Source organism: Kitasatospora sp. NPDC001527, from assembly GCF_040298605.1.
GTDB lineage: Bacteria > Actinomycetota > Actinomycetes > Streptomycetales > Streptomycetaceae > Kitasatospora.
Map to the genome: position 1 here is coordinate 48,697 of NZ_JBEPAM010000041.1, position 23,279 is coordinate 71,975.

The window sequence follows — 23,279 nt, forward strand, 5'->3', positions numbered from 1 at the left end:
ATCCGGGAGAATACCGACCGGCCCGCGACCGGCCGCCGACCGGCGGCGCACCGGGGACGGGAGAGGCCTGGGGGGCTGCAGACGTGGGAACGGCGCATCCGGAGTCGGCGGTTTCGCACACCGTACCGGTCCGGTACCGGACGGCCGCGCTACCGGCGGAGGTGGTCGACGGCTGGCGCGAGCTGGCGGCGGGCGAGCCGGGCGGCTCCTGGTTCACCACGCCCGAGTGGGCGCTCGCCTGGTGGGAGACACTGGGGGCGGCCTCGTCATCACCCTCGTCATCGTCCTCGTCCTCGTCCTCGTCCGCGGCCTCGCCCTCGTCCGCCAAGGACGGCGAGATCGTGGTCTGGCGGGACGGGGACGGGCGGGTCGAGGCCGTCGTCCCGCTGCTGCGCACCGTCCAGCGCCTGCATCCGCGCGCGCCGCTGCCCGTGCCCTGCCTGACCGTGCTCGGTTCCGGGCCCGGCGCCGCCGACCACTGCGGCTTCGCCGTCGCCCCGCGCCGCCGCGCCGAGGTCGCCGACTGGCTGGCCCGGCGCGGGCGGCGGGCCACCCTGCTGCTCGCCGACCTCGACCCGGAGCAGGCCGGGCTGCTGCCGCCCGGCGCGGTGGAGATCGGCCGCACCCCGTGCCCGCGCGCCGATCTGACGGCCGGGCCGGACGCGCTGGGCTCCCGGCAGTTCCGGGCGAACCTGCGCCGCTACGGCCGCAAGCTGGCCGCCGAGGGGATCACCTTCCGCTGGGTGCCGCCCGCCCTGGCGGTGTCCGAACTCCCGGAGCGCTTCGAGCTGTTGCACACCGCCGTCCGGCTGCACCGGCTGCGCCGGGCCGCGCTCGGCCGGCCGACCACCTTCGACGAGGCCCGCGCGCCGCTGCACCTGCGGGTGATCGAGCGGGCCGCCGACACCGGTCGCGGCGAGGGCCCGGCCTTCCTGGTCGCGCAGCGGGCCGGTGAGGTGGTCGGGGTGCTCTACGGCTTCCAGTGGCGGGACACCTTCGCCTACTACCAGATCGGCTGGGACATGGCCTGGGCGCCGCTGCGGCTCGGCACCGCGGTGATCGCCGAGGCGATCCGGGCGTCCGCCGGGCAGGGGCTCACCACCTTCGACTTCCTGCGCGGCACCGAGCCGTACAAGTACCGCTTCGACGCGGTGGACCGCGAGGACGTCTCCTGGCTGGTTCCGCGCGGGGTGCCGGGGGCGCTGCTCGGGCTCAAGTACCGGGCCAAGGCGGCCCGCCGGGCGCCGGAGGCCGGGCCGGCCGGGGACTGACACCCCTCAAGCCGGCCCGCGGGCCCGGTGACCGCGCGGCTCACCGGCTCAGCGGCGGCGGCCCTCCAGCCAGGAGCCGAAGGCCTCCAGGGCGGGCGCCGGGTCGCGGCGGCCGACGCCGATCCGGAACCGGTCGGCGGGCGCCGGGGTCAGCTCCGAGCGGAACACCGAGGCCGGCAGCAGCAGCACGCCGGCCTCCTCGACCAGCCCGGTGCAGAACGCCTCGACCCCGTCCGCGCCGAGGTAGCGCGGGTAGGCGACGCAGCCGCCGTCCGGGGCGCGCCACTCGAAGAGGTCCGCGTGGCGGGCGAAGAACTCGTCGAAGAGCGGCAGGTTGGCCGCGATCAGCGCCCGGTTGCGGGCCAGGATCGGCTCGCGGGCCTTGATCGCGATCCGGGCGAGCAGCTCGCTGGGCGCGGCGTTGCAGATCGTGGTGTAGTGCTTGGCGCGCTCCAGGCGGCTGCGCAACTCCCGGTCGCGGCAGACGATCCAGCCGATCCGCAGACCGGGCAGGCCGAGCGACTTGGAGGTGACGTCCAGCGAGAGGGCGCGCTCGGAGAGGTCCGCCGCGCGCGGCAGGGCGCGCGCCGGGTCACGCTCCAGGCCGCGGTAGACCTCGTCGCTGAACAGGTGGATGCCGCGCTCGTCGCAGAGTTCGGCCAGCCGGGCGAAGTCGGCGGCGTCGATCACCTTCCCGGTGGGGTTGTTGGGGAAGTTGACCGAGACCACCCGGGTGTTGGGGCGCAGCGCGGCGGTGAGCTCGTCGAGGTCGAGCGCCCAGTCCCGGTCGGGGTCGAGGGCGACGCCGGTGACCTCGCAGAGCGAGAGCGGGACGGTTTCGGCGGACTGGTAGTTGGGGGTGAGGACGACGGCGTGGTCGTCCGGGCCGAGCAGCACCTGCATGGCCAGGTTGAGGCCCTCCTGGGCGCCGCCGAAGCAGATCACGTCCTCGGGGCCGGCCTGTTCGTACATGCCGGCGATCGCCTCGCGCAGTCCGGGGTCACCGAAGGTCTCGGTGTAGCCGAGGGCGAGGGTGTCCCAGGCCTGCCGGTCCTCGGCGTCCGCCAGGGCGAGCAGCTCGGACATCGCCATGGTCTGCGCGTCGGAGGCGGTGAGGTGGTGGCGGGCGGTGAACTCCCAGCGGGAGAAGTACGTCTCCAGCCGGAAGTCGGGGAGCCGGGTCATGGCGGTTCTCGTTTCTCGGTGCGCTCGGTGCGCTCGGTACGGTCAGCGGGTCGGGTCGGTCCTACGGCTGCGCGGGTCCGGGCGTGCCGCGCAGTTCGGCGAGCAGGGTGTAGACGGTGGAGCGGGACACCTTGAGCGCCGTCGCGACGGCCGGGACGGCGCGGCGGACGGCGAGCACCCCGGCCCGGTCGAGTTCGCGGAGCACGGCGAGCCGGTCCTCGCGGCCGAGCCGCTCCAGCGGGCGTCCGTGGGCGCGGACGTAGCCGCCGATCACCTCGTTCATCCGCTCGGTCCAGTCCTGCTCGAAGAGCGGTTCCGGGCGCGGGGCGGTCGGCGCGGCGAAGGCGGCGAGCAGCGCGGAGGCGTGCTCCAGCGGTCCTCGGTCGAGGTTGACGCACAGCACGGCGGCGGGCCGGCCGTCCTCGTCGCGGAGCACGGCGCTGACCGAGGAGAGCCGCCGGCCGTCCGGCAGCAGCTTCGGGTACGGGCCGTAGACGTCGGGCGCGGCCTGGTCGAGCGCGTCGAGTTCGCCGAGCAGCGAGGGGTCGCCCGGCGCGCGGTCTCCCATCGGGTTCCAGACGGCGAGCACCTCGTCGCGGACGGCGTCGTGCAGCACCACCTCGGCGTAGGGGCCGAGCAGCAGGGCCACGGCCTGGCAGGCGGGGGCCCAGGCGCGCAACCGCGGGTCGGGGGTCTCGGTGGTCACTTCTGGACTGTACGTCCAGCCTGGACGTTTCGTCCAGCGGTCGAGGCGCGGCGGGCCCGCGCCCGGGGTTCGTCCGCCCCGGGCGCGGGCCCGCCGTGTCCGGACCGGTTCAGTCGCAGGTGATCGCCAGCAGTGCGACCCGGCAGGTGCGGCTCGCCGTGTCGTCGGCGGCCACCGGGTCGGCCGGGGCGCCGGCCGTGCGGGCCGCGGTGACGGTGAACGTCCGGCCGAGGTTGAGCAGCAGGCCCACCTGCAGGGTGAGGTGGCGGGTGGTGCTCGTGCCGGCGGCCAGCGGGGCGGTGAGCGCGCAGGTCAGGCGTCCGGCGGCGACGGTGCAGTCCGTGCTGCTCGCGGCGAGGCCGGCCGGCAGGGCGGCCGCCACGGTGGCGGCGGTCGCCTCGCCGGGGCCCTGGTTGGTGACGGTGAGGGTGTAGTCGACCCGTCCGCCGAACAGACCGGACACCGGGGAGGCGGCGAGCGCGAGCGCGAGGTCGGCGGTGGGCGCCTCGTAGCCGAACCGGTCGGCGGCCACGACGGCGCTGGTGCCGCCGGGCGCGGTGACCCGTACGTCGACCGGGCCGGCGGCGGCCGCGGCCGGCGCGGTGGCGGTGCAGGCGGTCGCGGTGCAGGAGAAGGAGGTGGCGTTCCCGGCGGCGCCGAAGCTCACCGCGGTCGCACCGGCCAGGTCGGTGCCGGTGACGGTGACGACCGTGCCGCCGGCCTGCGGGCCGCTCGCCGGGCTGATCCCGGTGACCACCGGCACCGGCAGCGGGAAGTCGAGGACGCTGACCGCGGCGGCGTCGAAGTCCGCCAGGTAGCCGCGCCGGCCGTCGGGGGCGACGGCCAGGGTGAACGGGCTCGTGCCGACCGGGACGGTGGCGGTGACGGTGCCGCTCGCGGCGTCGAGCACGCTGAGCGTGTTGTCGGCGTAGTTCCCGGCGTAGACGGACCGGCCGTCGGGGGCGACGGCGACGGCGTACGGGTTGGCGCCGACCTCGACGGTGTCGGCGACGGTGCCGGTCGCGAGGTCCAGCGCGCTGACCGTGGAGTCACCGCCGTTGCCGGTCCACAGTTCGGAGCCGTCGGGGGTCAGGGCGAGGCCGAACACGCCGTGGCCGACGGCTATCGAGGAACTCACCGCGGCGGTGGCGGTGTCGATCACGTCGACCCGCTGGGCGCCGGAGGCGGCGACGTACACATGGGCGCCGTCGGGCGCGACCGCCACCCCGTGCGGCTCGGCGCCGACCGGGACGGTGGCGGTCACGGTGTCGGTCGCGGTGTCGAGCACGCTGACGGTGCCGGCGGCCGCGTTGGTCACGTACGCGCGGGCGCCGTCGGGGGCGAGCGCCACGCCGAAGGCGCCGCGGCCGACCGGGACGGTGGCGGTGACGGCGTTGGTCGCGGTGTCCACCACGCTGACCGTGCCGGTCAGGTGGTGGGTGAGGTAGGCGCGGGCGCCGTTCGGGGCGAGGGCGACCGCGTACGAGCCGGTGCCCGCGGTGAAGGTGCCGGCGACCGTGCCGGTGGCGGTGGACAGCACGGTCACCGTGCCGCTGCTCTGGCTGGTCACATAGGCCCGGGTGCCGTCCGGCGCGAGCGCGACGCCGGCCGGGTGGGGGGCGACGGCGACGGTGGCCGCCACCGCGGGCGGCGGCGCCGCGTTCGCGCCCGCGGCGCCGGCGGCGGCCGTTCCGGGGTGCGCGAGCAGAACGGCGGTGGCCGCGCCGACGGCGGCCACGGCCGTCCAGGAGCGGCGCGGGGAGGGGCGTGTGGTCACGGGATCTCCAGACTCGTCGGTTCGTCGGTCGGTTCACCGGGCGGCGCTCGGTCCCCGCGGTGCGAGCCGGGGGACCGCCGGATCGCCCGAAGCGTAGAAGCAGGATTGACGAAGCGTCAGGAGATGAGCGGGATTGTTGCCAAGCGTTCAATTCCGGTCAGTTGGTCCCTGTTCGAACCTTCCGGACATCGGCATTCACGTGTGAAACGATCGTCGATACATCGATAGTTCTGCCCGTACTACACTCATCGGGAGGAGATCCGCGACGCGGCGGGTGGCACGCACGGGGTGTGAGGAGCGGCGGCGATGGCCGAGGAGGCGCGGGCCGAGGTGCCCACCCGGACCCTGGTCGAGGGCATGGTCCGGGCGGACGGCACCGTCGACGCCGGTGAGCTGTACGGGGTCGCGGGCGCCCTCGGCATGACCGACCAGCAGGTGCGTCTGTGCGTCAAGCGGATGGCCGCCGACGGCCTGCTCGTCCAGGAGGGCCGCGGCCGGCGCGCCGTGCTGCGCGAGACCGACCGGGCCCGCCGCTCCGCCGAGCCCGAGGTCGGGTTCGTCCGCCACATGTACGCCCAGGACGCCGGGCTCGCGCCCTGGGACGGCCGCTGGCACCTCGTCGCCTTCGCCGTCCCCGAATCCGCCCGCGCCGCCCGCGACGCCCTGCGCGAAGCCCTGGTCCGGCTCGGCGGCGCGGCCCTCCAGGGCGGGCTCTACGTCAGCGCCAACGCCTGGGAGCCCTACGTCGGGGCCGAGGTCGACCACCTCGGCGTCCGGGACTGCGTCACCCTGCTCACCAGCACCGACCTGCGCATCGCCGGCGAGGACGACCCGCTCGCCCTGGCCCGCCGGCTCTGGCCGCTGGACGACCTCGCCGAGGGCCACCGCCGCCTCGCCGTCCTCGCCGCCGACCGCCTCGCCCGGCTGTCCGCCACCGCCCCCGGCGCCGCGCCCACCCGGATCGAGCGGCTCGCGATCGCGGTCGAACTGGCCGCCGAGTTCACCCGCGCCACCGCGCCGGACCCGCTGCTGCCGCCCGAGCTCCTCCCCCACCCCTGGCCCGGCGCCGAGGCCCGGGCGCTCACCGCCGACTGCTGGCGCCTGCTGCGCCGCGCCGACCACGACGCCGCCGAACCGGGCCCCCGCTTCTTCCAGCGCTACGACGAGGTCATGACCGAAATCACCGGCGAGCCCCGCACAACCTGAACCGGCACCCCGGCCGGCACGGCAAAGCGGCTGGACCGCCCCGGGCACGCGTGCTGTACTCGGCCCATGGAGAACGGCGACGGGCGAATGCGGCTGCGGGTGACGAGCCATCCGGTGGCCCGCGCCGGATCACGGCTCGGCCGGATCCTGGACACCGGTCCGATGCTCCGCAACACCTTCCTCCACCCGCCGGATCAGCAGGTCGGCCACCTCCGCGCGAGCCGCGCCGACCTGCTGCGCCTCGGCGCCCTGTTCCGCGTCGCCGCCGCGAGCCCGCACAGCGCGGTGCACATCCCGGTCCCACCGGGGGCCCGGCCGATGTCCGGCGGCTGTGCCGACACCTGGCCGACGCCCCTGCTGCTGGCCCGTACGGACACCGGACTGCGGCCCTCCGACTGGCCGGCGCTGCGGCGCGGGATGCGCCGGACCTCCTCGCCCCTGACGGTGACCGCCCCCGCGCCGCGCTCCGCCGACCGGCCCGACGAGGTCCGCCACCGGGCCGAGCACCGCCCCGCCCGCTTCGCCCGGCACGCCGGGACGACCGTCATCACCGCCCGCGCCGAACTCCTGTTCCGGATGGGGGACTCGCTCACCGCCGCCGGGGAAGCCGTCGCACGGGACCCCCGCGTCCACCGGCACGGCGAGAGCCTCGTCGGGGACCTGGTCGGCTTCTTCGAGCCCAGGTACACGGAGTACCCCATGCACGCGCTCTGCGTCGTCGCGGTCGACCCGATCTTCCACCGGGCCCGCTGGAAGAAGCGGCGTACGCCCGTCAGCGCTTGACGGCCACGCCGCCGTACATCGCGATGTCCTGGTCGCGGACCGACGGCGCGCCGGGCCGTGGGTGCCAGTGGTGGACCAGGGTGACGCCCGGGTCCAGCAGCTCGTAGCCGTCGAAGAAGGCGAGCGTCTCGGCCCGGTCGCGGATCTGCAGCGGGATGCCGCGGGTGTTGTACTCACGGCCCACGCCGCCGACGCCGACCGGGTCGGTGTCGCCGGTGAAAACGGTCAGGGCGAGGAAGCTGCCCGGCGCCAGCCGGTCCATCAGACGGCGGACGACGCCCTGCGGGTCGTCCTCGTCGAGGACCAGGTGCACGATCGCGATCAGCGAGAGCGCCACCGGCCGCGCGAGGTCCAGCGCCTCGCGCAGCTGCGGCGCGTCCAGGATCGCGTCGACGTCGCGCAGGTCGGCCTCCAGGTAGGAGGTGCGGCCCTCGGGCCGGCTGGACATCAGCGCGCGGGCGTGGGTCAGCACGATCGGGTCGTTGTCGACATACACCACCCGCGACCGCGGCGCCACCTCCTGGGCGATCTCGTGCACGTTCGGCGAGGAGGGGATGCCCGCGCCGATGTCCAGGAACTGCCGCACACCGTGCTCCTCGGCGAGGTGGCGGACCACCCGCTCCATGAAGCCGCGGGTGGTCCGCATCGAGGTCGGCAGGGCGGGCCAGGCCCGCACCGCGGCGTGCGCGGCGGTGCGGTCCGGCTCGAAGTTGGTCTTGCCGCCGATGAGGTAGTCGTACACCCGCGCCGAGTGCGGGACGTCCATCCGCAGTTCGAGCCCCGTCCGGCCGCCCCCGCCCGGCCGCTCTCCCGGTACCCCGTCAGTGCGCGCCATCCCGCCCCTCCCGCTTCCCCGTCGCCGCTCCGTGCAGGCCCCGCCGGCGGCGTTCCCGCGTCGACCCCGCGGGCGGAACGCCTTGGTGCGCATGGTAACCACAGCGCGCGGAGGGACGGCCGGTCGGGGCCTCAGATCTGCCCGAACAGCGCCGCGAAGGCTGCCTCCAGACCGCTCACCGCCGCGGTGAGCACCGCGACCGTGCGCAGCGCGTCGGCCACCGTGCGGACCCGGCGGCGCAGCGGCCCCTCGCGGGGTTCGTCGAGGGCGGTCTCGTCGAGGATGCCGGCGAGCGCGGCGTCGGCGTCCTCGGCGTCCTCCTCCGGTACGGCGCCCGGCTGTTCGGCGCGCAGCCGGGCGAGCGCGGCGCGCAGCGCCTCGGCCGCCGTGCGCAGTCCCTCGGGGCCGGCCGGCACGGCGGCCCCGGCGGCGCCCGCGCCGATCGACACCGTCGCGCCCTGGCCGCCGGCCACCGGGCCGTGCACGGTGGAGCCGACCACCTGGATGCCGCCCTCGTTGCGGTTGCCGCCCGGCGCCGCGTCCGGCTGTCGCGTCATGTCCCCTGTCCGTCCGCTAGGTTGACGTTGGATCCGGCGCCTCCGGCGACCGGTCCGCGCACGTCGGAGCCGATCACCTGGACACCGCCGTTGTTCACGTTGGTGATGTTCTGGGCCTGCTTCTCGAAGGCGGCGCTGTCGTAGCCGCGCGTCCGCAGTTCGTCGCCGACCGCGCTGAACACCCGCTGGGTGACGGTGTTGAGGAAGCGCTGCACGTCGTGCGCCTGGAAGATGTTCTGGAACTCGTCCGACGCCCCGAGTTCGCGCACGCTCAGCCGGGGCGCGTAGTCGACCGCGTACCCGGCCCGGACCAGGTGGCGGTAGCGGGCGGAGAGCCGGGCGGCGCGGCGGCGCGACTCCCGGACCTCGCGGAGCTGGCCCACCGCGATCCCGAGGTCGCCGATCAGGGAGCGCGCGGACCAGCCGAGCGCGTTCAGCCCGTGTTCGAGGTCGGTGCGGTGACCGAGCAGGTCGACCACGTGGTAGGCCGGCGCCACCGGCCCCAGCGCGTAGGGCAGCCACTCCACGTAGAGCAGCCCGCCCCGGGTGGTGATGCGCACCAGGACGGTGACCACCACCTCCTCGTGCCAGGAGCCGACCCGGATCGCCAGGTAGTGGCGCAGCCGCTCGTGCCCGGTACGGCTCAGCAGGTCCGCCCAGGCGGGTTCGAGCAGGACGTGTCCGCCGGCCCGGCCGGACATCGCACCGAGCCAGCCGCGCGGGTCGTCGTGCCGCAGACTGGGCCGGAACACCCGGTCGGTGACGGTGAGTCCGCGCAGGGGGTCCTCCGGGTAGCCCTGGTCCTGCGCGAGCGCGCGCACCCGGGCGCTGACGGCGTGGTAGAGGACGGCGGCGTCGATCGGGTCGGCGCCGCGGCCCCGGGCGGCCCGGTCGGCGGAGGGGCGCAGTTCGAAGGTCATCCGCCAGGTGCGCCCGGCCGCGCCGAGGCCGACCAGCGGCGCCTCCCGCCGGTAGAGCAGTTCCGGTCCGCTCTGCTGCTCGCCCAGCCGCTCGTACAGCCAGGACGCCTTCGCGCCCCTGGGCTCCGGCGGCGGGACGGCGCCGGGTTCCGGGTCGGCGAAGGCCTCCAGGCGGCGGCGGATCCGGTAGCGGAGCCCCGCGAGGACCAGCCACAGCGGCACGAGCGCCAGGGCGGTGGTGGCGGCTTCCTCGCGCAGCACTCTCCAGAAGAACTCGGGGTCGAGGAGCCAGTGGCTCCAGCTGTCGAGGTCCGACAGGAGGGTGTTCTCCCCGTAGTCGCGCCAGAACCTGAACTCGTAGTAGCCGTAGAGGACCAGGCGGGCGGCCACCAGCGCGAGGGCCGCCGTCACGGTCCGGCGGAACAGGCCGGCGGCCGGGGTCCACGGCTTGCCGCGCGCGACCGGCCGGCCGACGTCCAGCCGCTCGACCTCCAGCCCGAGGCGGTGGTCCATCCGATCGGTGCCGGCGCCGCGGAAGATCCCCAGCAGGACGACCAGCGTGACGGCCAGGACCGCGCTGGGCACCCCGAAGACCGGGGAGCCGAGGACGAGGACGAGCAGGCAGAGCGCGCCGCTCCAGGCCTCCCAGCGGCGGGCGGTGAGCGCCTCGTGCAGGACCCGGACCAGGTCGGTGCCGGGCGAGGGGGCGGGGATGCGGAAGGACTGCTCGACGAGTTCCTCGATCACCTTCGCGCGGAAGCGGCGGTCCAGCCAGGCGGCGGCGCACAGGTAGCGGGTGGCATCGCCGGGGACGGGGCCGGCCTGGTGGCGCAGGTTCTCGGGCGTCGCCGGCACGGCGGTCGAGGCCGGAGGCGGCCCGGCGGGCGGCACGCCGGCGGCGGACGGCGAGGCGGCGGACGGCGGTGCGGCGGCCGACGGCGAGGCGTCGGGCGGCGGGCCCGTGAGCGGCGGCGGCATGGCGTGCGCGGCGACGGACGGGCCGGGGTACGTCGGCGTGGCCTGCGGCGCGGGCCGGACCGGGCCGAGCGGGATCGGCCGGGCCGGCGGATACCCCGGCGGCGGGGCGGGCGGTCGCGGCGGCGGATACGTCGGTGGTCCCTGTGGCGGAGGTGGCGGCTGAGTGCCACTGTCCATGTTTCCCCCATTCCCCCGCCCGCTGGTCGGCGAACGAGCTTGGCCAGTAAAGCAGTTGACCTTCGGGACGGACAGCCTCCGGGAACCGCCGCCGGGTAACGGTTCGGCTCCGCACCGTGGCGCGTGCAGGAAATTGGAGTCCTGGAGTCGCATTCGCTAGCCTTTCGAACGTGAGGCTGACCAAGAGCACCGACATCGCCCTCCGCATCGCCATGCGGCTGGCCGTCCTCGACGAGGGGGCCAACCCGACCACCCGCGAGGTGGCCGAGGCGGTCGGCGTGCCGTACACCCACGCCGCCAAGGTGGTCAGCCGGATGCAGCACCTTGGCATGGTGGAGGCGCGGCGCGGCCGGGGCGGGGGCCTGTCCCTCACCCCGCTCGGACGCGACGGCTCGCTCGGAGTCCTGCTGCGCGAACTGGAGGGGGTGGGCGACGTGGTCGGCTGCGAGGACGAACCGCCGTGCCCGCTGCGGTCGGCCTGCCGGCTGCGCGGGGCACTGCGCACCGCGCAGGAGGCGTTCTTCGCCACGCTCGACCCGCTCTCGATCGGCGGTCTGGTGACCACGCCGACCGGCCCCGTCCTGTTCGACCTCACCCTGAGACCGGGTCTCGCCCCGATTCCCGAACCCGTCGCCGGCCCCACCGGCTGACGCGCTCCGGCACACCCCGACGCACCACCGCACCACCCCGCGCACGGCCCCACCGTCGCACCACGCCACCTCCCACGCCGGTCCGCGCATCCGCACGGCCGAAAATACGACTCTCAGATACCAATTCAGGAGTGCCAGCGATGCTGTCCGCCAAGTCCGCCGAGGTCGTCGAAGCCACCCTGCCCGTCGTGGGCGGTGCGATCGGCGACATCACGCCGCTCTTCTACCGGAAGATGTTCGCCGCTCACCCGGAGCTTCTGACCGACCTGTTCAACCGGGGCAACCAGGCCAACGGCACCCAGCGGCAGGCGCTCGCGGGCTCGATAGCCGCCTTCGCCACCGCGCTGATCGCCGCCCCGGACAGCCGTCCGGACGCGCTGCTCGCCCGCATCGCCCACAAGCACGTCTCGGTCGGCATCAGCAACGACCAGTACCGGATCGTCCACGAGCACCTGTTCGCCGCCATCGTCGAGGTGCTCGGCGAGGCCGTCACCCCCGAGGTCGCCGCCGCCTGGGACGAGGTCTACTGGCTGATGGCCAACGCGCTGATCGCCATCGAGGACCGGCTGCGCGAGGAGACCGCCGCGGCCCAGAGCCTGGACCCGGCCGACCTGTGGCGCCCCTACACCGTGATCGCCCGCTACCAGGAGACCGACGACGTCACCACCTACCTGGTCCGCCCGGCCGACGGCAAGCCGCTGCCGGCCGCCAGGCCCGGCCAGTACGTCTCGGTGCGCGCCGAACTCCCGGACGGCGCCCGGCAGATCCGCCAGTACAGCCTCTCCGGCGCCCCGGACGGCGCGCTCCAGTTCAGCGTGAAGCGCGCCGTCGCGGACCTCGCCGGCGGCCCCGTCGGCGAGGTCTCCAACCACCTGCACGAGACCCTGCGGGCCGGCGACACCCTGGACATCACCCCGCCGTTCGGCGACGTCGCGCTCGCCGAGGGCGGCGGTCCGGTGCTGCTCGCCTCGGCCGGCATCGGCAACACGCCGATGACCGCGATGCTGGCCCACCTCGCCGCCACCGGCTCCACCCGCCGGGTCGTCACCGTGCACGGCGACCGCGACCAGTTGTCGCACGCCTTCCGCGCCGACCTCACCCAGCTGACCGCCAAGCTGCCGAACGCCACCACCCACGTCTTCTACGAGCGGCCGCTCGGCGACTGGCCGGCCGACCGCACCGGCCTGGTCGACCTGGCCTCGGTCGAGATCCCGGCGGGCACCACCGCCTACCTGTGCGGCCCGATGCCCTTCCTGCGCGCCGCCCGGGGCCAGCTCCTGGCGGCGGGCGTCCCGGCCGCCGACATCCACTACGAGGTGTTCGGCCCGGACCTCTGGCTCGGCCAGGACGCCTGACGCCGGTAGGCCCCCGCGGAACCGCCGTTCGTCCCCCGCCCGCGCGGCACGCCGCTCAGTGCGGCGGGACGAACGGCGGTTCGGCGTCGACGGTCACCAGCGGCACCTTGCCGGACTGGCTGCACAGGAACGGCTTGCCCTCGGTGCCGGAGCAGGCGTTCCACAGATAGATCCACACTTCGCAGACGTCCCCCTGGTCGATGTCGAAGACGACCGGGAAGAGCCGGCTTCCGGGGAAGGGCCCACCCGAGATTCCGGTGAGGTCGGAGATCGCCAGGTTCACCGTTTCCCCGGAGCCCGGGGTCATGCCGACGCGGTTCCACAGGGTGATCTCGGTCTTGGCGCTCTGCACCATGTTCCGGTAGACGATCGCCCCCGCTCCACCCCGGGTCTGCAGATTGGGATCGGTCTGGAGGTCGACGAAGGAGTGCTCGTACGTCCCCTGGGGGGTGACGACGATCGCCGCCCTCGTACTGGCGCGGACGAAGAAGCTGAAGCCGGCGCCCGAGAAGGTGTCGCCCCCGAGCAGCGTCATGTGCCCGTCGAGCCGTGACAGCGGGAGCCCGAGGCCGGTCTGCCAGCTGTTGTCGTAGGGCGCCGCCACCACCTGGCTGCCGGGGTGGACATCGACCGTGAGCTGGACGAGCTCCGGCCGGACGCGATGGAGGAGACCCTCCAGCAGGTCGCGCTTGAAATCCTCGACCAGCTCACCGCCGCCCTGCGGCACCGGGGCCACGAGGTCGTCGGGATACCGGCGGCGGCCACGCAACTCGGCCACCTGGGCCGCACCGAATTCCGCGAGATACTGTTCGAATTCCTTGGCGGCGGATTCCTGGTTTAAGTCGTCCGGGGTGACCCGGCTGATCGGCCGGGCGACCTCTCGGGCTATTGCCCTGGTCATGGTGTCACCTCTGAAATGCACGCTCGCGGTTCGGGGAGTGACGGCCCGGTTCCGTTCCGTCGTCCTTCGGACCGCGTGGCGACGTGGAATTCCCTGTTCCCAGCGTGCGCGCATCGGGCGGTGATTTCCAGTAGCATCCGGCTCGAAACCGGACCGAGGGCACGGGAGGACCGTTGCGCGTCGCGTTGTTCGCCACCTGCGTCAACGACGCGCTGCTGCCGTCCACCGCGATCGCCACCGTCCGGCTGCTGGAGCGCCTCGGCGTCGACGTCGACTTCCCGCCCGCGCAGAGCTGTTGCGGCCAGCCGCAGTACAACAGCGGGTACCCGAGGGCCTGCGAACCGCTGGTGCGCCGCACCGTCCGGGCCTTCGCCGGGTACGAGCACGTGGTCGCGCCCTCCGGCTCCTGCGTGGCCATGGTGCGCGACGCCCACCCCCGGATCGCCGCCCGCGCCGGCGGCCGACTCCCCGCCGCCGTCGCCGAGTTGACGCCCCGGGTGTACGAGCTGGCCGAGTTCCTCACCGACGTGCTGGGCGTCGAGGACGTCGGGGCGTGGTTCCCGCACCGGGTCACCTACCACCCCTCCTGCCACGGCCTGCGACTGCTCGGCCTCGGCGACCGCCCGCTGCGGCTGCTGCGCGCCGTGCGCGGGCTGGAGCTGCTCGAACTGCCCGAAGCCGAGGAGTGCTGCGGCTTCGGCGGCACCTTCGCCGTCAAGAACCCGGCGGTCTCCGCCGCGATGGCCGCCGACAAGACCGCGAACGCCCTGGCCACCGGCGCCGAGGTGCTGTGCGGCGGCGACAACTCCTGCCTGCTGCACCTCGGCGGCACGCTGCGCCGCCAGGGCGCGCGGCTGCGCCCGCTCCACCTCGCCGAGATCCTCGCCAGCACCGAGGCCGCACCCTGGCGGGCGGCGCCGTGAGCGGGACCTTCCTCGGCATGCCCGCCTTCCCGCCGGGCGTCTCCCCCGGAACCACCTTCCCGCAGGCCGCCGCCCGCGCCGTACGCGATGAGCGGCTGCGCGCCAACCTGCGGCGCGCCACCCGCACCATCCGGGACAAGCGCGCCCGCGCCGTCGCCGAGCTCTCCGACTGGGCCGGGCTGCGCGCCGCCGCGAAGGCCGTCAAGGACCGCACCCTGAGCCGACTGGACCACCACCTCGTCCGGTTGGAGCGTCAGGTGACCGCCGCCGGCGGCACCGTGCACTGGGCCGCCGACGCCGCCGAGGCCAACCGGATCGTCGCCGCCCTGGTCCGGGCCGCCGGCGCCCGCGAGGTGGTCAAGGTCAAGTCCATGGCCACCCAGGAGATCGGGCTCAACGAGGCGCTGGCCGAGGCCGGCATCCACGCCTACGAGACCGATCTCGCCGAGCTGATCGTCCAGTTGGGCGACGACCGGCCCTCCCACCTGCTCGTCCCGGCGATCCACCGCAACCGCGGCGAGATCCGGGAGATCTTCGCCCGGCGGATGGCCGACTGGGGCCGCCCGGCCCCCGACGGACTGACCGACGCGCCCGCCGAACTCGCCGAGGCGGCCCGGCTGCACCTGCGGGAGAAGTTCCTGCGGGCCGAAGTCGCCGTCTCCGGCGCCAACTTCATGATCGCCGAGACCGGCACCCTGGTGGTCGTCGAGTCCGAGGGCAACGGACGGATGTGCCTCACCCTCCCCCGCACCCTGATCTCGGTGGTCGGCATCGAGAAGGTCCTGCCCACCTGGCAGGACCTGGAGGTCTTCCTGCAACTGCTGCCCCGCTCCGCCACCGCCGAGCGGATGAACCCCTACACCTCGCTCTGGACCGGCACCCACGCCGACGGCCCGGGCGGCGACGGGCCCGAGGAGTTCCACCTCGTCCTGCTCGACAACGGCCGCACCGACGCGCTCGCCGACCGGGTCGGCCGCCAGACGCTGCGCTGCATCCGCTGCTCGGCCTGCCTCAACGTCTGCCCCGTGTACGAGCGGGCCGGCGGCCACGCCTACGGCTCGGTCTACCCGGGCCCGATCGGCGCCGTCCTCACTCCCCAACTGCGCGGCACCGACAGCCCGCTGGACGCCTCGCTGCCGTACGCCTCGACGCTCTGCGGGGCCTGTTACGAGGTCTGCCCGGTGGCCATCGACATCCCCGAGGTGCTGGTCCACCTGCGCGAACGGGTCGCCGGGCAGCGCGGCCACCGGCTGGAGCGCGCCGCGATGGCCGCCGCCACGTACGTGCTCGACCGCCCCGCCCTGCTGCGGGCCGCCGAACGGGCCGCCGCCCGCACCCGCCGGCTCCACCCGCGCCGCCTCCCCGGCCCCGGCCGGGCCTGGACCGACACCCGCGACCTGCCGGCCGTCCCGGCGGAACCGTTCCGCGACTGGTGGCGGAGGAACCGCGGATGAACACGCCCCCGAACCCGAGCCCGAGCCCGGCCCCGCCCACCGGCTCGCGCGACCTGGTGCTCGCCCGGATCCGCGCCGCGCTGCGCACCGGCGGCGACGCCCCGCTCCCGGACGAGGCGCCCGTGCCGCGCGACTACCTGCGCAGCCACGTCCCCGCCGACGACCCCGCCGCACTGCTCGACCTGCTGCACCGCAACCTCGCCGACTACCGCGCCCTGGTCCACCGCTGCACCCCCGACCGGCTGCCCCTGCTGCTCGCCGCCCTGTACGAGGCCCGCGGCGCCCGCACCGTGGCCGTGCCGCCCGGTCTGCCGCCCGAGTGGCTCGCCGTCGCCCACGCCCGGCCACTGCCGGACGACGGCCCCGAAGGACCGCTCAGCGCCGCCCGCCTGGACACCGTCGACAGCGTGCTCACCGGCTGCGCCCTGGCGATCGCCGAGACCGGCACCCTCGTCCTGGACGCCGGCCCGGCCCAGGGCCGCCGCCTGCTCACGCTCGTCCCCGACCACCACGTCTGCGTGGTCCTGGCCCCCGACCAGTTGGTCGCCTCCGTCCCGCTCGCCCTCCCCCGCCTCGACCCCACCCGCCCGCAGACCTGGATCTCCGGCCCCTCGGCCACCAGCGACATCGAACTCACCCGCGTCGAGGGCGTCCACGGCCCCCGCACCCTGGAGGTCGTCCTGGTCACCGACGCCGGCTGAGCCCCGCCGCCCGCTCGCCGGGCTCAGGCCGGGCGGAGTTCCAGGGTGCAGCACTTGGGGCCGCCGCCGCCCTTGAGGAGTTCGGAGACGTCCACCGGGACCGGTTCGTAGCCGGCGTCGGCCAGGCGGGCGGCCAGGGACTTCGCGGCCTCCGGGAGCAGCACCCGGCGGCCGTCGGAGACGGCGTTGAGGCCGAACGCCTCGGCGTCCTCCCGCTCGGCGAGGATGGCCTCCGGGTAGAGGCTGCGCAGCAGGGCCTGACTGTCCGGGGTGAACGCCTCCGGGTAGTACATGACCTGGTCGTCGGCGAGCACGGCCAGCGCGGTGTCCAGGTGGTAGAAGCGCGGGTCCACCAGGGTCAGGCTGAGCACCTGGACGCCGAACACCTCCCGGGCCTCGACGTGCGCGGCCGGGTCGGTGCGGAAGCCGGTGCCCGCGAGCACCCGGCGGCCGACCACCAGGTGGTCGCCCTCGCCCTCGTTGACGTGCGCGGCCCGCCGCACCTCCCGGTAGCCGCCGGCCCGGAACCAGGCCTGGTGGGCGTCCGACTCGGCGGCCCGCTCGGGGTGGCGGAAGGTCGCGACCAGCGCCCGGCCGCCGAGCACCGTCGCCCCGTTGGCGGTATAGACCATGTCCGGCAGCCCGGGCACCGGATCGATCAGCTCCACGGTGTGGCCGAGCTCCGCGTACAGCGCGCGCAGCCGCTCCCACTGGCGGACGGCGAGCGCGGTGTCGGTCGGCCGCGTCGGGTCCATCCAGGGGTTGATCGCGTAGTCGACGGTGAAGTACGTGGGCCGGCACATCAGGTAGCGCCGCGGCCTCGCGACGCGCTCCGGGAATCGGTGGGGCATGCGGCGACCTCCGCCATCGAACGGGACTGGAGAACGAACGGGACCGGCGCGGGAGGCGCTCGCCACCGGCGCCCTGCGGGTCCAGAGGGCGGCTGCCCCGGCGACGCCGTTCGCACACCCGCGTGGGAGGACCGGGCGGCGCAGTCCCCCGCGCACCCGGCGCACGGGGGCGCGCATCATTCCGCTGCGACAGCACGTGGCCGATCTCACGTACCGCCACCGGTCACCTACGGTGGCGTAGGTCACTTGAGACAGTGAACTATCTCTTTCATGCCGAACCTCCAGGAGACCCTTGACCTCAATTCGTACGTCGCCCTCGGGGACAGCTTCACCGAAGGGCTGAACGACCCCGCGGCGGACGGTGCCTTCGCCGGCTGGGCCGACCGGCTGGCGGTGCTGCTCGCCGCGGGCCGGCCGCCGGGCGGGTTCCAGTACGCCAACCTCGCGGTGCGCGGCCGGCTGCTGGACCAGATCGTGGCCGAGCAGGTGCCGCAGGTCCGCCGCATCCAGCCGGACCTGGTCACCTTCTGCGCCGGCGGCAACGACATCCTGCGGCCCGGCAGCGACCCCGACGAGGTGGCCGAGCGGTTCGAGGATGCCGTCGCCCAGCTCGCGGACGCGGCGGGCACGGTGCTGATCTGCACCGGCTTCGACACTCGCGGCGTGCCGCTGCTCAAGCACCTGCGCGGCAAGATCGCCACCTACAACGGGCACATGCGGGCCGTCGCCGACCGGCACGGCTGCACGGTGGCCGATCTGTGGTCGCTGCGGGCCGTCCAGGACCGCCGCGCCTGGAGCGAGGACCGGCTGCACCTCTCCCCCGGGGGCCACCAGCGGGTCGCGCTGCTGGCCGCCCGTTCGCTGGGCCTGCGCACCGAGCAGGACCCGGAGGCGCCGTGGCCGTCCGCGCCCGTGCTCTCCGCCGCCGAGCAGCGGCGGGAGAACATCCAGTGGGCGCGCGAGTACCTGCTGCCGTGGGTCGGGCGCCGGCTGCGCGGCGAGTCCTCCGGCGACCACGTCGAGGCCAAGCGGCCCGAGCTGCTGCCACTCTGACGGTCCGTCAGGACAGGGCCCGCCCGGCCGCCCGCGCGCCGTGGTGCGCGAGGGCGGCCAGCGCCGCGCCGACGAGGTACCAGAGCAGGTCCGGCGGGTTGAAGGTGGAGCCGAGCACCAGCCGGGCGAGCGTGCTGCGCCGGGCGAGCCCGTCGGGGACGCCGGTGAGCTGGAACAGCTCGACCGCCCAGCTCAGCCCGGCCGCCCAGGCCGCCGCCGGCCACGGCCGCAGACGCGGCGCGAGCAGCACCACGAGCGTGTACAGCAGCACGGTGTAGAGGGCGTCGCCCGCGTACTTGGCGGCGTCGCCGCCGGCCACCGCCCGCACCCCGAGCCCCGCCGCCACGGTCAGCCCGGCCACCGCCACGGCCGCTGCCCGCGCCACCCACCGCCTCCGAAGACCGTCCACCACCGCACCCTAGTCGCCCCGGCCCTCGTCGGCGGAACCGTGGCCGGTCCACCCCGCGTCCCTCCCTGCCGACAGGCCGCACAGGCGGCCCGGTAGCCTGCTGGCCGGCCCGTACGCGGCCGGGTCCGTGCAGGCCACGGGCGGGAACGACGGAGAACAGGCGGGCGCAGTGACGCAGCTGACCGAGACGGTGATCGGGTCCGGCATACCGGCGGACGGGGCGGGGGCCGGGCGGGAGCCCGGGCGGCGGTTCACGGTCGAGGGCTTCGCGCCGGGCCACGACGGCGGTGCCCGCGCCCGCGGCAAGGCCCTGCGCGAGCGCAGCCCGCGCGAGCGGCACGCCGAGTTCGCCCCGGCCGCCGACCGTCCGAGCGCCGTCGAGGCGATCGAGGCCTCCAACGCGGGCCGCCTCACCGAGCTGGTGCCGATCCGGCTGGGCCGGATGGCCGCCACCCCGTTCGCCTTCCTGCGCGGTTCGGCCGGCCTGATGGCCGCCGACCTCGCCGCCACGCCGACCAGCGGCACCGTCGCCCAGCTGTGCGGCGACGCGCACGCCGCCAACTTCGGCCTGTACGGCGACGCCCGGGGCCGGCTGGTGATGGACATCAACGACTTCGACGAGACCGTGCCCGGCCCGTGGGAGTGGGACCTCAAGCGCCTCGCCGCGAGCCTGGTGCTGGCCGGCCGGGAGGTGGGCGCCGACGAGACCACCGCCCGCCAGGCCGCCTTCGACGCGGTCGGCGCGTACCGCCGCACCATGCGCACGCTGGCCAAGCTGTCGGCGCTGGACGCCTGGAACGCCGTCGCGGACGAGCAACTGGTCTCCTTCGCCCAGGCGCACGACCTGGCCGAGGTGCTGGAGAAGGTGGCCGCCAAGGCGCTCGGCAACACCAGCGCGCGCTTCGCCGCCAAGTCCACCGTGCGCTCCGAGGACGGCGGCTGGCGGTTCACCGCGGCTCCTCCGGTGCTCGGCGAGGTGGCGGACGCCGAGGCCTCCGCGGTGGCCACCGCGCTCGCCCCGTACGTGCGCACGGTGCCCGCCGAGCTGCACCCGCTGCTGTCCCGCTACCGGGTGCAGGACGTGGCGTTCCGCGTGGTGGGCACCGGCAGTGTCGGCACCCGCTCGTACGTGGTGCTGCTGACCGACCACCGCGAGCAGCCGCTGGTGCTCCAGGTGAAGGAGGCCCGTCCGTCGGTGCTGCTGCCGTACCTGGCCCGGGCCGGGTACCCGGTGACCGCGCCGGACAGCCACGAGGGCCGCCGGGTGGTGCTGGGCCAGAAGCGGATGCAGGTGGTCAGCGACACCCTGCTCGGCTGGACGACCGTGGACGGACTGCCCTACCAGGTACGGCAGTTCCGCAACCGCAAGGGCAGCGTGGACCCGGCCGCGCTGCTGCCCGCCCAGCTCGACGACTACGCCCGGATCACCGGCGCCCTGCTCGCCCGCGCCCACGCCCACACCGCCGACCCGGGGGTGGTCAGCGGCTACTGCGGCAAGAACGAGGCGCTGGACGAGGCGGTGGCGGCGTTCGCGGTGGCCTACGCGGACCGCACCGAGGCCGACCACGCCGACCTGGTGGCGGCGATCCGGTCGGGCCGGCTTCCGGCCGAGCACGGCGTCTGATCGGTGTTCGCTCGGCGGTTGATCCGCGGTTGATCGGCGTCTGATCAGCCCGCCGGACCGTCACCGCCGGCCGGGTCCAGAAACGGCGCCACCGCCGCGACGAACCCGGCCGGCCGGGTCCGGTGCACCAGGTGCCCGGCCTCGACGGTCGCCAGCCGGCAGTCCGCGATCAGCCCGGCCAGCTCGGCCACCCCGGCCTGCGGGACGTGGCTGGCCGCGCCGCCGGCCACCAGCAGGGTGGGCGCGGTGATCGCGGCCATCCCCTCCAGCCAGCGCGGGTCGGGCCGGTCGATCTGCTCCTTGACGGCCCGGACCACCGCCCGGTCGAAGTCCACCGGCCCGTCGGGGGCGTCGGCCACCGGGCTCGCCGGGCGGGGACGCGGGGCGGGGACGTCCTCCAGCACCAGCCGGCCGACGCGTTCGGGCCGCCGCTGGGCGACCAGGTAGGCGACCGCGCCGCCCATCGAGTGGCCGACCAGGTCGGCCCGGGCCAGTCCGAGCGCGTCCAGGAAGGCGAGCACGTCGTCGCGCATCGCCTCCAGCCCGTACCGCCCGGGTCGGCCGCTGTCGCCGTGGCCGCGCTGGTCGAGCGCCAGCACCCGGTGGTGCGGGGCGAGGGCCGGGAGCACCACGTCCCAGTCCGCGGCCCGCTCGCCGAGCGCGTGCAGCAGGACCAGCGGCGGGCCGTCGGCCGGGCCGCTCTCCCGGTAGGCGAGGGAGAGGCCCGGCAGTTCCACCATCCGATGACCGGTCATGCCGACCACGGTAGGCCGGGTCCGGCGTCCACGGACCCCGCGTTCGCCCACCGCTCAACCGGAGGCCCGGGTCTCCTCCCGGGCGGGCTCCGCCGAGGCGGCCTGCGGTGCCGACTCCTCGCGCGCCGTCGCCCGGCCCGCCAGCACCGAGGCCAGCACCGCCAGCGCGGCCACCGCCGCGCAGACACCGCTCGACCAGGCGAACGCCGCCCGGTGCCCGCCGCCCCCGCCGGTCGCCCGCAGGTAGACGCCGGAGAGCGCCGAGACGCCGACCGCCGCCGCGATGCGCTGCGCCATCTGCAGGATCGCCCCGCTCACCCCGGCCGCCTCGGCCGGCGCGTGCCGCAGCACGAAGGCCTGGTTGGACGCCCCCATCAGCCCGATCGAGGCGCCGCCCAGCAGTTGCAGCAGCGCCAGCAGCCAGGGCAGCGAGCCGACCGGTGCCCACATCGCGACCAGGCCGCCGGTCAGCATCGTCAGCGCCGAGCCGGTCATGCCCGCGGTGACGGTCCGCCGGCCGAAGCGCGCCACCACCCGCCAGGCGACCGCCGAGGCGAAGCCCATCGCGACCGCCGAGGGCAGGGCCACCAGGGCCGCGCCGAGCGGCGACAGGCCGAGCCCGTCCTGGAGGAACATCGTGAGCACCAGCCCGGCGGCCAGCGAGGAGCCGAACTGGGCCATCGCCACCGCCGTCCCCAGCGCGTAGGGCGCCGAGCGGGTCAGCGCCGGGTGGATCAGCGGGTGGCCGCCGGCCCGGGCGTAGCGGCGCTGCCACCACGCCAGCGCGCCCAGCAGCAGGGCCGCGGCGACCGCGAAGCCGAACCAGCCGGCCCAGCCGGGCGGCTGGACGAACGGCAGCATCAGCGCCAGGGTCAGCGCGCCGACCAGCAGGAGTCCGACCAGGTCGAGGTCGGCGTTGCGGGCGGCGGCGCGCGGGCGCGGCAGGTGGCGGGCCGCCAGCCACACGGTGGCGAGCCCGAAGGGGACGTTCAGCAGGAAGGTCAGCCGCCAGCCGTGCTCCGGTCCGACGGCCGCGAGCACCGCGCCGCCGACGGGTGGGCCGAGCGCGAAGGCGAGGCCGCCGGTGACCGCGTACATCCCGAGCGCCCGGGCCCGCAGCTGGCCCTGGAAGACGTCCTGGAGGGTGCCGATCATCTGGGAGTTCACCAGTCCGGCGCCCGCGCCCTGGAGCAGCCGGGACGCGACCAGCATCCAGGGCTCGGTGGCGGTCGCGGAGAGCAGGCTGACCACGGTGAACAGGGCGAGGCCGCCGACGAAGAACCACTTGCGGCCGCGCACGTCGCCGAGCCGCCCGCCGGGGATCAGGGCCAGGCCGAAGGCGAGCGAGTAGCCGGCCACGATCCACTGCAGGTGGGCGGGCTGGGCGTGCAGGGTCTCGCGCAGCGCGGGGATCGAGGTGTTGAGCACCGACTGGTCGAGCAGGGTGGTGAACCCGCCCGCGACGCAGACCATCAGCACCCGCCGCCCGGCCGCGTCGAACCGCTCCTTGACGGGTGCCCCGGGTATCGCGCCGGTCGCGCTCACGGTTCGACCACCACCAGCGCGTACCGGGCCTCGGCCGGGCCGGGGCAGCGGAAGCGGGTGGTCTCGGGGACGAACCGCAGGCAGTCGCCGGCCTCCAGCAGTTGCTCGTCGCCGTCCACGGTCAGTGCCAACCGGCCCTCCAGCAGCCAGAGGTGGTGTTCCCGGCCGGTGTCGCAGGGCTTGTCGTAGGCGATGTCGCCGCCGGCCGGCAGCCGTCCCTCGATCACCTCGGCCCGCAGCGACCCGTGCGGCGGCGAGACGGAGCGCCGGACGAACCCGGTCGCCTCGTCCCGCCAGACCCGCTGGTCCGCCGCCCGCACCAGCCGCGCGGGCGCCGCCTCCACCTCGGCGAGCAGCCGCGACATGCTCCGCCCGTACACGGCGCAGAGCCGCCCGAGCAGCGCCGCCGTCGGGCTGACCTCCGCCCGCTCCACCCGCGACAGCGTGGAGCGGCTGACCTCCGCCCGCCGCGCCAACTCCTCCAGCGTCCACCCGCGTTCGACCCGCAACTCCGCGAGCCGCCCCGCCAACCGCTCGTCGGCGGCCGTGTCGATTCCCATATCCGTGATGCTATCCCGGATCCGGGACGGACGACCGGGCCCGGACGGGGCACGCCGGACCGCCGAGGTTTCCGGGCCGGCGGGGCCGCGATCATATGATGTG

Annotated in this window: 22 protein-coding genes; 10 read left to right on the top strand and 12 right to left on the bottom strand. The window is 75.4% G+C overall.

Annotation, left to right across the window (positions count from 1 at the left end):
• Positions 1 to 83: 83 nt before the first annotated feature.
• Positions 84 to 1,271, top strand: a complete 1,188-nt coding sequence (locus tag ABT238_RS29175; protein WP_350799474.1) for a GNAT family N-acetyltransferase — start codon at positions 84 to 86, stop codon at positions 1,269 to 1,271.
• Between the two features lie 48 nt (positions 1,272 to 1,319).
• Here ABT238_RS29175 and ABT238_RS29180 read toward each other — a convergent pair whose 3' ends face one another.
• From ABT238_RS29180 to ABT238_RS29190, 3 genes are all read right to left on the bottom strand, one after another.
• Positions 1,320 to 2,456 (bottom strand): aminotransferase class I/II-fold pyridoxal phosphate-dependent enzyme, encoded by a 1,137-nt coding sequence (locus tag ABT238_RS29180; protein WP_350568052.1) that lies wholly within the window; start codon positions 2,454 to 2,456, stop codon positions 1,320 to 1,322.
• A 61-nt stretch (positions 2,457 to 2,517) separates the two neighbouring features.
• Positions 2,518 to 3,162, bottom strand: a complete 645-nt coding sequence (locus ABT238_RS29185) for a helix-turn-helix transcriptional regulator (RefSeq protein WP_350568055.1) — start codon at positions 3,160 to 3,162, stop codon at positions 2,518 to 2,520.
• A 109-nt stretch (positions 3,163 to 3,271) separates the two neighbouring features.
• Positions 3,272 to 4,939 (bottom strand): beta-propeller fold lactonase family protein, encoded by a 1,668-nt coding sequence (locus ABT238_RS29190; protein ID WP_350799494.1) that lies wholly within the window; start codon positions 4,937 to 4,939, stop codon positions 3,272 to 3,274.
• Between the two features lie 306 nt (positions 4,940 to 5,245).
• On the opposite strand from ABT238_RS29190, the gene ABT238_RS29195 reads away from it, so the two are divergent.
• Together ABT238_RS29195 and ABT238_RS29200 are read left to right on the top strand one after the other, a co-directional pair.
• Positions 5,246 to 6,145, top strand: coding sequence for a PaaX family transcriptional regulator C-terminal domain-containing protein (locus ABT238_RS29195; RefSeq protein ID WP_350568061.1), 900 nt, complete (start codon positions 5,246 to 5,248; stop codon positions 6,143 to 6,145).
• A 66-nt stretch (positions 6,146 to 6,211) separates the two neighbouring features.
• Positions 6,212 to 6,928 (top strand): hypothetical protein, encoded by a 717-nt coding sequence (locus ABT238_RS29200; protein WP_350568064.1) that lies wholly within the window; start codon positions 6,212 to 6,214, stop codon positions 6,926 to 6,928.
• Here the strand turns inward: ABT238_RS29200 and ABT238_RS29205 are convergent.
• The 3 genes from ABT238_RS29205 to ABT238_RS29215 all read right to left on the bottom strand — a co-directional run bounded on the left by ABT238_RS29205 (position 6,918) and on the right by ABT238_RS29215 (position 10,218).
• Entirely contained in the window at positions 6,918 to 7,694 is a 777-nt protein-coding gene (locus ABT238_RS29205) for an SAM-dependent methyltransferase (protein ID WP_350568198.1), read from the bottom strand. The genes ABT238_RS29200 and ABT238_RS29205 overlap by 11 nt on opposite strands.
• Positions 7,695 to 7,894: 200 nt before the next feature.
• Complete coding sequence (locus ABT238_RS29210; protein WP_350568067.1) at positions 7,895 to 8,320, bottom strand: hypothetical protein; 426 nt, start codon at positions 8,318 to 8,320, stop codon at positions 7,895 to 7,897.
• On the bottom strand, positions 8,317 to 10,218 hold the full coding sequence (locus tag ABT238_RS29215) for an AbeC-like domain-containing protein (protein WP_350799511.1): 1,902 nt from the start codon (positions 10,216 to 10,218) through the stop codon (positions 8,317 to 8,319). The genes ABT238_RS29210 and ABT238_RS29215 overlap by 4 nt, the downstream gene beginning before the upstream one ends.
• Before the next feature lie 347 nt (positions 10,219 to 10,565).
• Here ABT238_RS29215 and ABT238_RS29220 point away from each other — a divergent pair, with 347 nt between their 5' ends.
• Together ABT238_RS29220 and ABT238_RS29225 are read left to right on the top strand one after the other, a co-directional pair.
• The gene (locus tag ABT238_RS29220; protein ID WP_350568072.1) at positions 10,566 to 11,045 is read left to right on the top strand and encodes an RrF2 family transcriptional regulator; all 480 of its coding nucleotides are present in this window, start codon (positions 10,566 to 10,568) and stop codon (positions 11,043 to 11,045) included.
• Between the two features lie 140 nt (positions 11,046 to 11,185).
• On the top strand, positions 11,186 to 12,400 hold the full coding sequence (locus ABT238_RS29225) for a globin domain-containing protein (RefSeq protein WP_350799529.1): 1,215 nt from the start codon (positions 11,186 to 11,188) through the stop codon (positions 12,398 to 12,400).
• A 55-nt stretch (positions 12,401 to 12,455) separates the two neighbouring features.
• Here the strand turns inward: ABT238_RS29225 and ABT238_RS29230 are convergent, their stop codons facing one another.
• Complete coding sequence (locus tag ABT238_RS29230) at positions 12,456 to 13,301, bottom strand: hypothetical protein (protein WP_350799535.1); 846 nt, start codon at positions 13,299 to 13,301, stop codon at positions 12,456 to 12,458.
• A gap of 173 nt (positions 13,302 to 13,474) precedes the next feature.
• Between ABT238_RS29230 and ABT238_RS29235 the strand changes: the two genes are divergently transcribed.
• Genes ABT238_RS29235 through ABT238_RS29245 form a run of 3 tightly spaced genes read left to right on the top strand, consistent with a single transcriptional unit; the run spans position 13,475 to position 16,379 of the window.
• Positions 13,475 to 14,224 carry a (Fe-S)-binding protein gene (locus ABT238_RS29235; protein WP_350799544.1) on the top strand — a complete coding sequence of 250 codons (750 nt, stop codon included), beginning with the start codon at positions 13,475 to 13,477 and terminating at the stop codon, positions 14,222 to 14,224.
• Positions 14,221 to 15,678 (top strand): lactate utilization protein B, encoded by a 1,458-nt coding sequence (locus ABT238_RS29240; protein WP_350799551.1) that lies wholly within the window; start codon positions 14,221 to 14,223, stop codon positions 15,676 to 15,678. Before ABT238_RS29235 ends, ABT238_RS29240 begins: the two co-directional genes overlap by 4 nt.
• On the top strand, positions 15,675 to 16,379 hold the full coding sequence (locus ABT238_RS29245; RefSeq protein ID WP_350799563.1) for a LutC/YkgG family protein: 705 nt from the start codon (positions 15,675 to 15,677) through the stop codon (positions 16,377 to 16,379). The genes ABT238_RS29240 and ABT238_RS29245 overlap by 4 nt, the downstream gene beginning before the upstream one ends.
• 23 nt (positions 16,380 to 16,402) lie before the next feature.
• Here the strand turns inward: ABT238_RS29245 and ddaH are convergent, their stop codons facing one another.
• Positions 16,403 to 17,230, bottom strand: coding sequence for a dimethylargininase (ddaH, locus tag ABT238_RS29250; RefSeq protein ID WP_350568088.1), 828 nt, complete (start codon positions 17,228 to 17,230; stop codon positions 16,403 to 16,405).
• 270 nt (positions 17,231 to 17,500) lie between these two features.
• Between ddaH and ABT238_RS29255 the strand changes: the two genes are divergently transcribed.
• Positions 17,501 to 18,283, top strand: a complete 783-nt coding sequence (locus tag ABT238_RS29255; protein ID WP_350568091.1) for an SGNH/GDSL hydrolase family protein — start codon at positions 17,501 to 17,503, stop codon at positions 18,281 to 18,283.
• Between the two features lie 7 nt (positions 18,284 to 18,290).
• Here ABT238_RS29255 and ABT238_RS29260 read toward each other — a convergent pair whose 3' ends face one another.
• Positions 18,291 to 18,668 carry a DUF2809 domain-containing protein gene (locus ABT238_RS29260; protein WP_350568094.1) on the bottom strand — a complete coding sequence of 126 codons (378 nt, stop codon included), beginning with the start codon at positions 18,666 to 18,668 and terminating at the stop codon, positions 18,291 to 18,293.
• Positions 18,669 to 18,861: 193 nt separating this feature from the next.
• On the opposite strand from ABT238_RS29260, the gene ABT238_RS29265 reads away from it, so the two are divergent.
• Complete coding sequence (locus ABT238_RS29265; protein WP_502884309.1) at positions 18,862 to 20,316, top strand: DUF2252 domain-containing protein; 1,455 nt, start codon at positions 18,862 to 18,864, stop codon at positions 20,314 to 20,316.
• Positions 20,317 to 20,360: 44 nt separating this feature from the next.
• On the opposite strand, the gene ABT238_RS29270 is transcribed toward ABT238_RS29265, so the two are convergent.
• The 3 genes from ABT238_RS29270 to ABT238_RS29280 are packed head-to-tail and all read right to left on the bottom strand — an operon-like array spanning position 20,361 to position 23,176.
• Positions 20,361 to 21,071, bottom strand: a complete 711-nt coding sequence (locus tag ABT238_RS29270) for an alpha/beta fold hydrolase (protein WP_350799596.1) — start codon at positions 21,069 to 21,071, stop codon at positions 20,361 to 20,363.
• 54 nt (positions 21,072 to 21,125) lie between these two features.
• Positions 21,126 to 22,616, bottom strand: a complete 1,491-nt coding sequence (locus ABT238_RS29275; protein WP_350799605.1) for an MFS transporter — start codon at positions 22,614 to 22,616, stop codon at positions 21,126 to 21,128.
• Positions 22,613 to 23,176, bottom strand: a complete 564-nt coding sequence (locus ABT238_RS29280) for a helix-turn-helix domain-containing protein (protein WP_350568103.1) — start codon at positions 23,174 to 23,176, stop codon at positions 22,613 to 22,615. Before ABT238_RS29280 ends, ABT238_RS29275 begins: the two co-directional genes overlap by 4 nt.
• Positions 23,177 to 23,279: the final 103 nt, after the last annotated feature.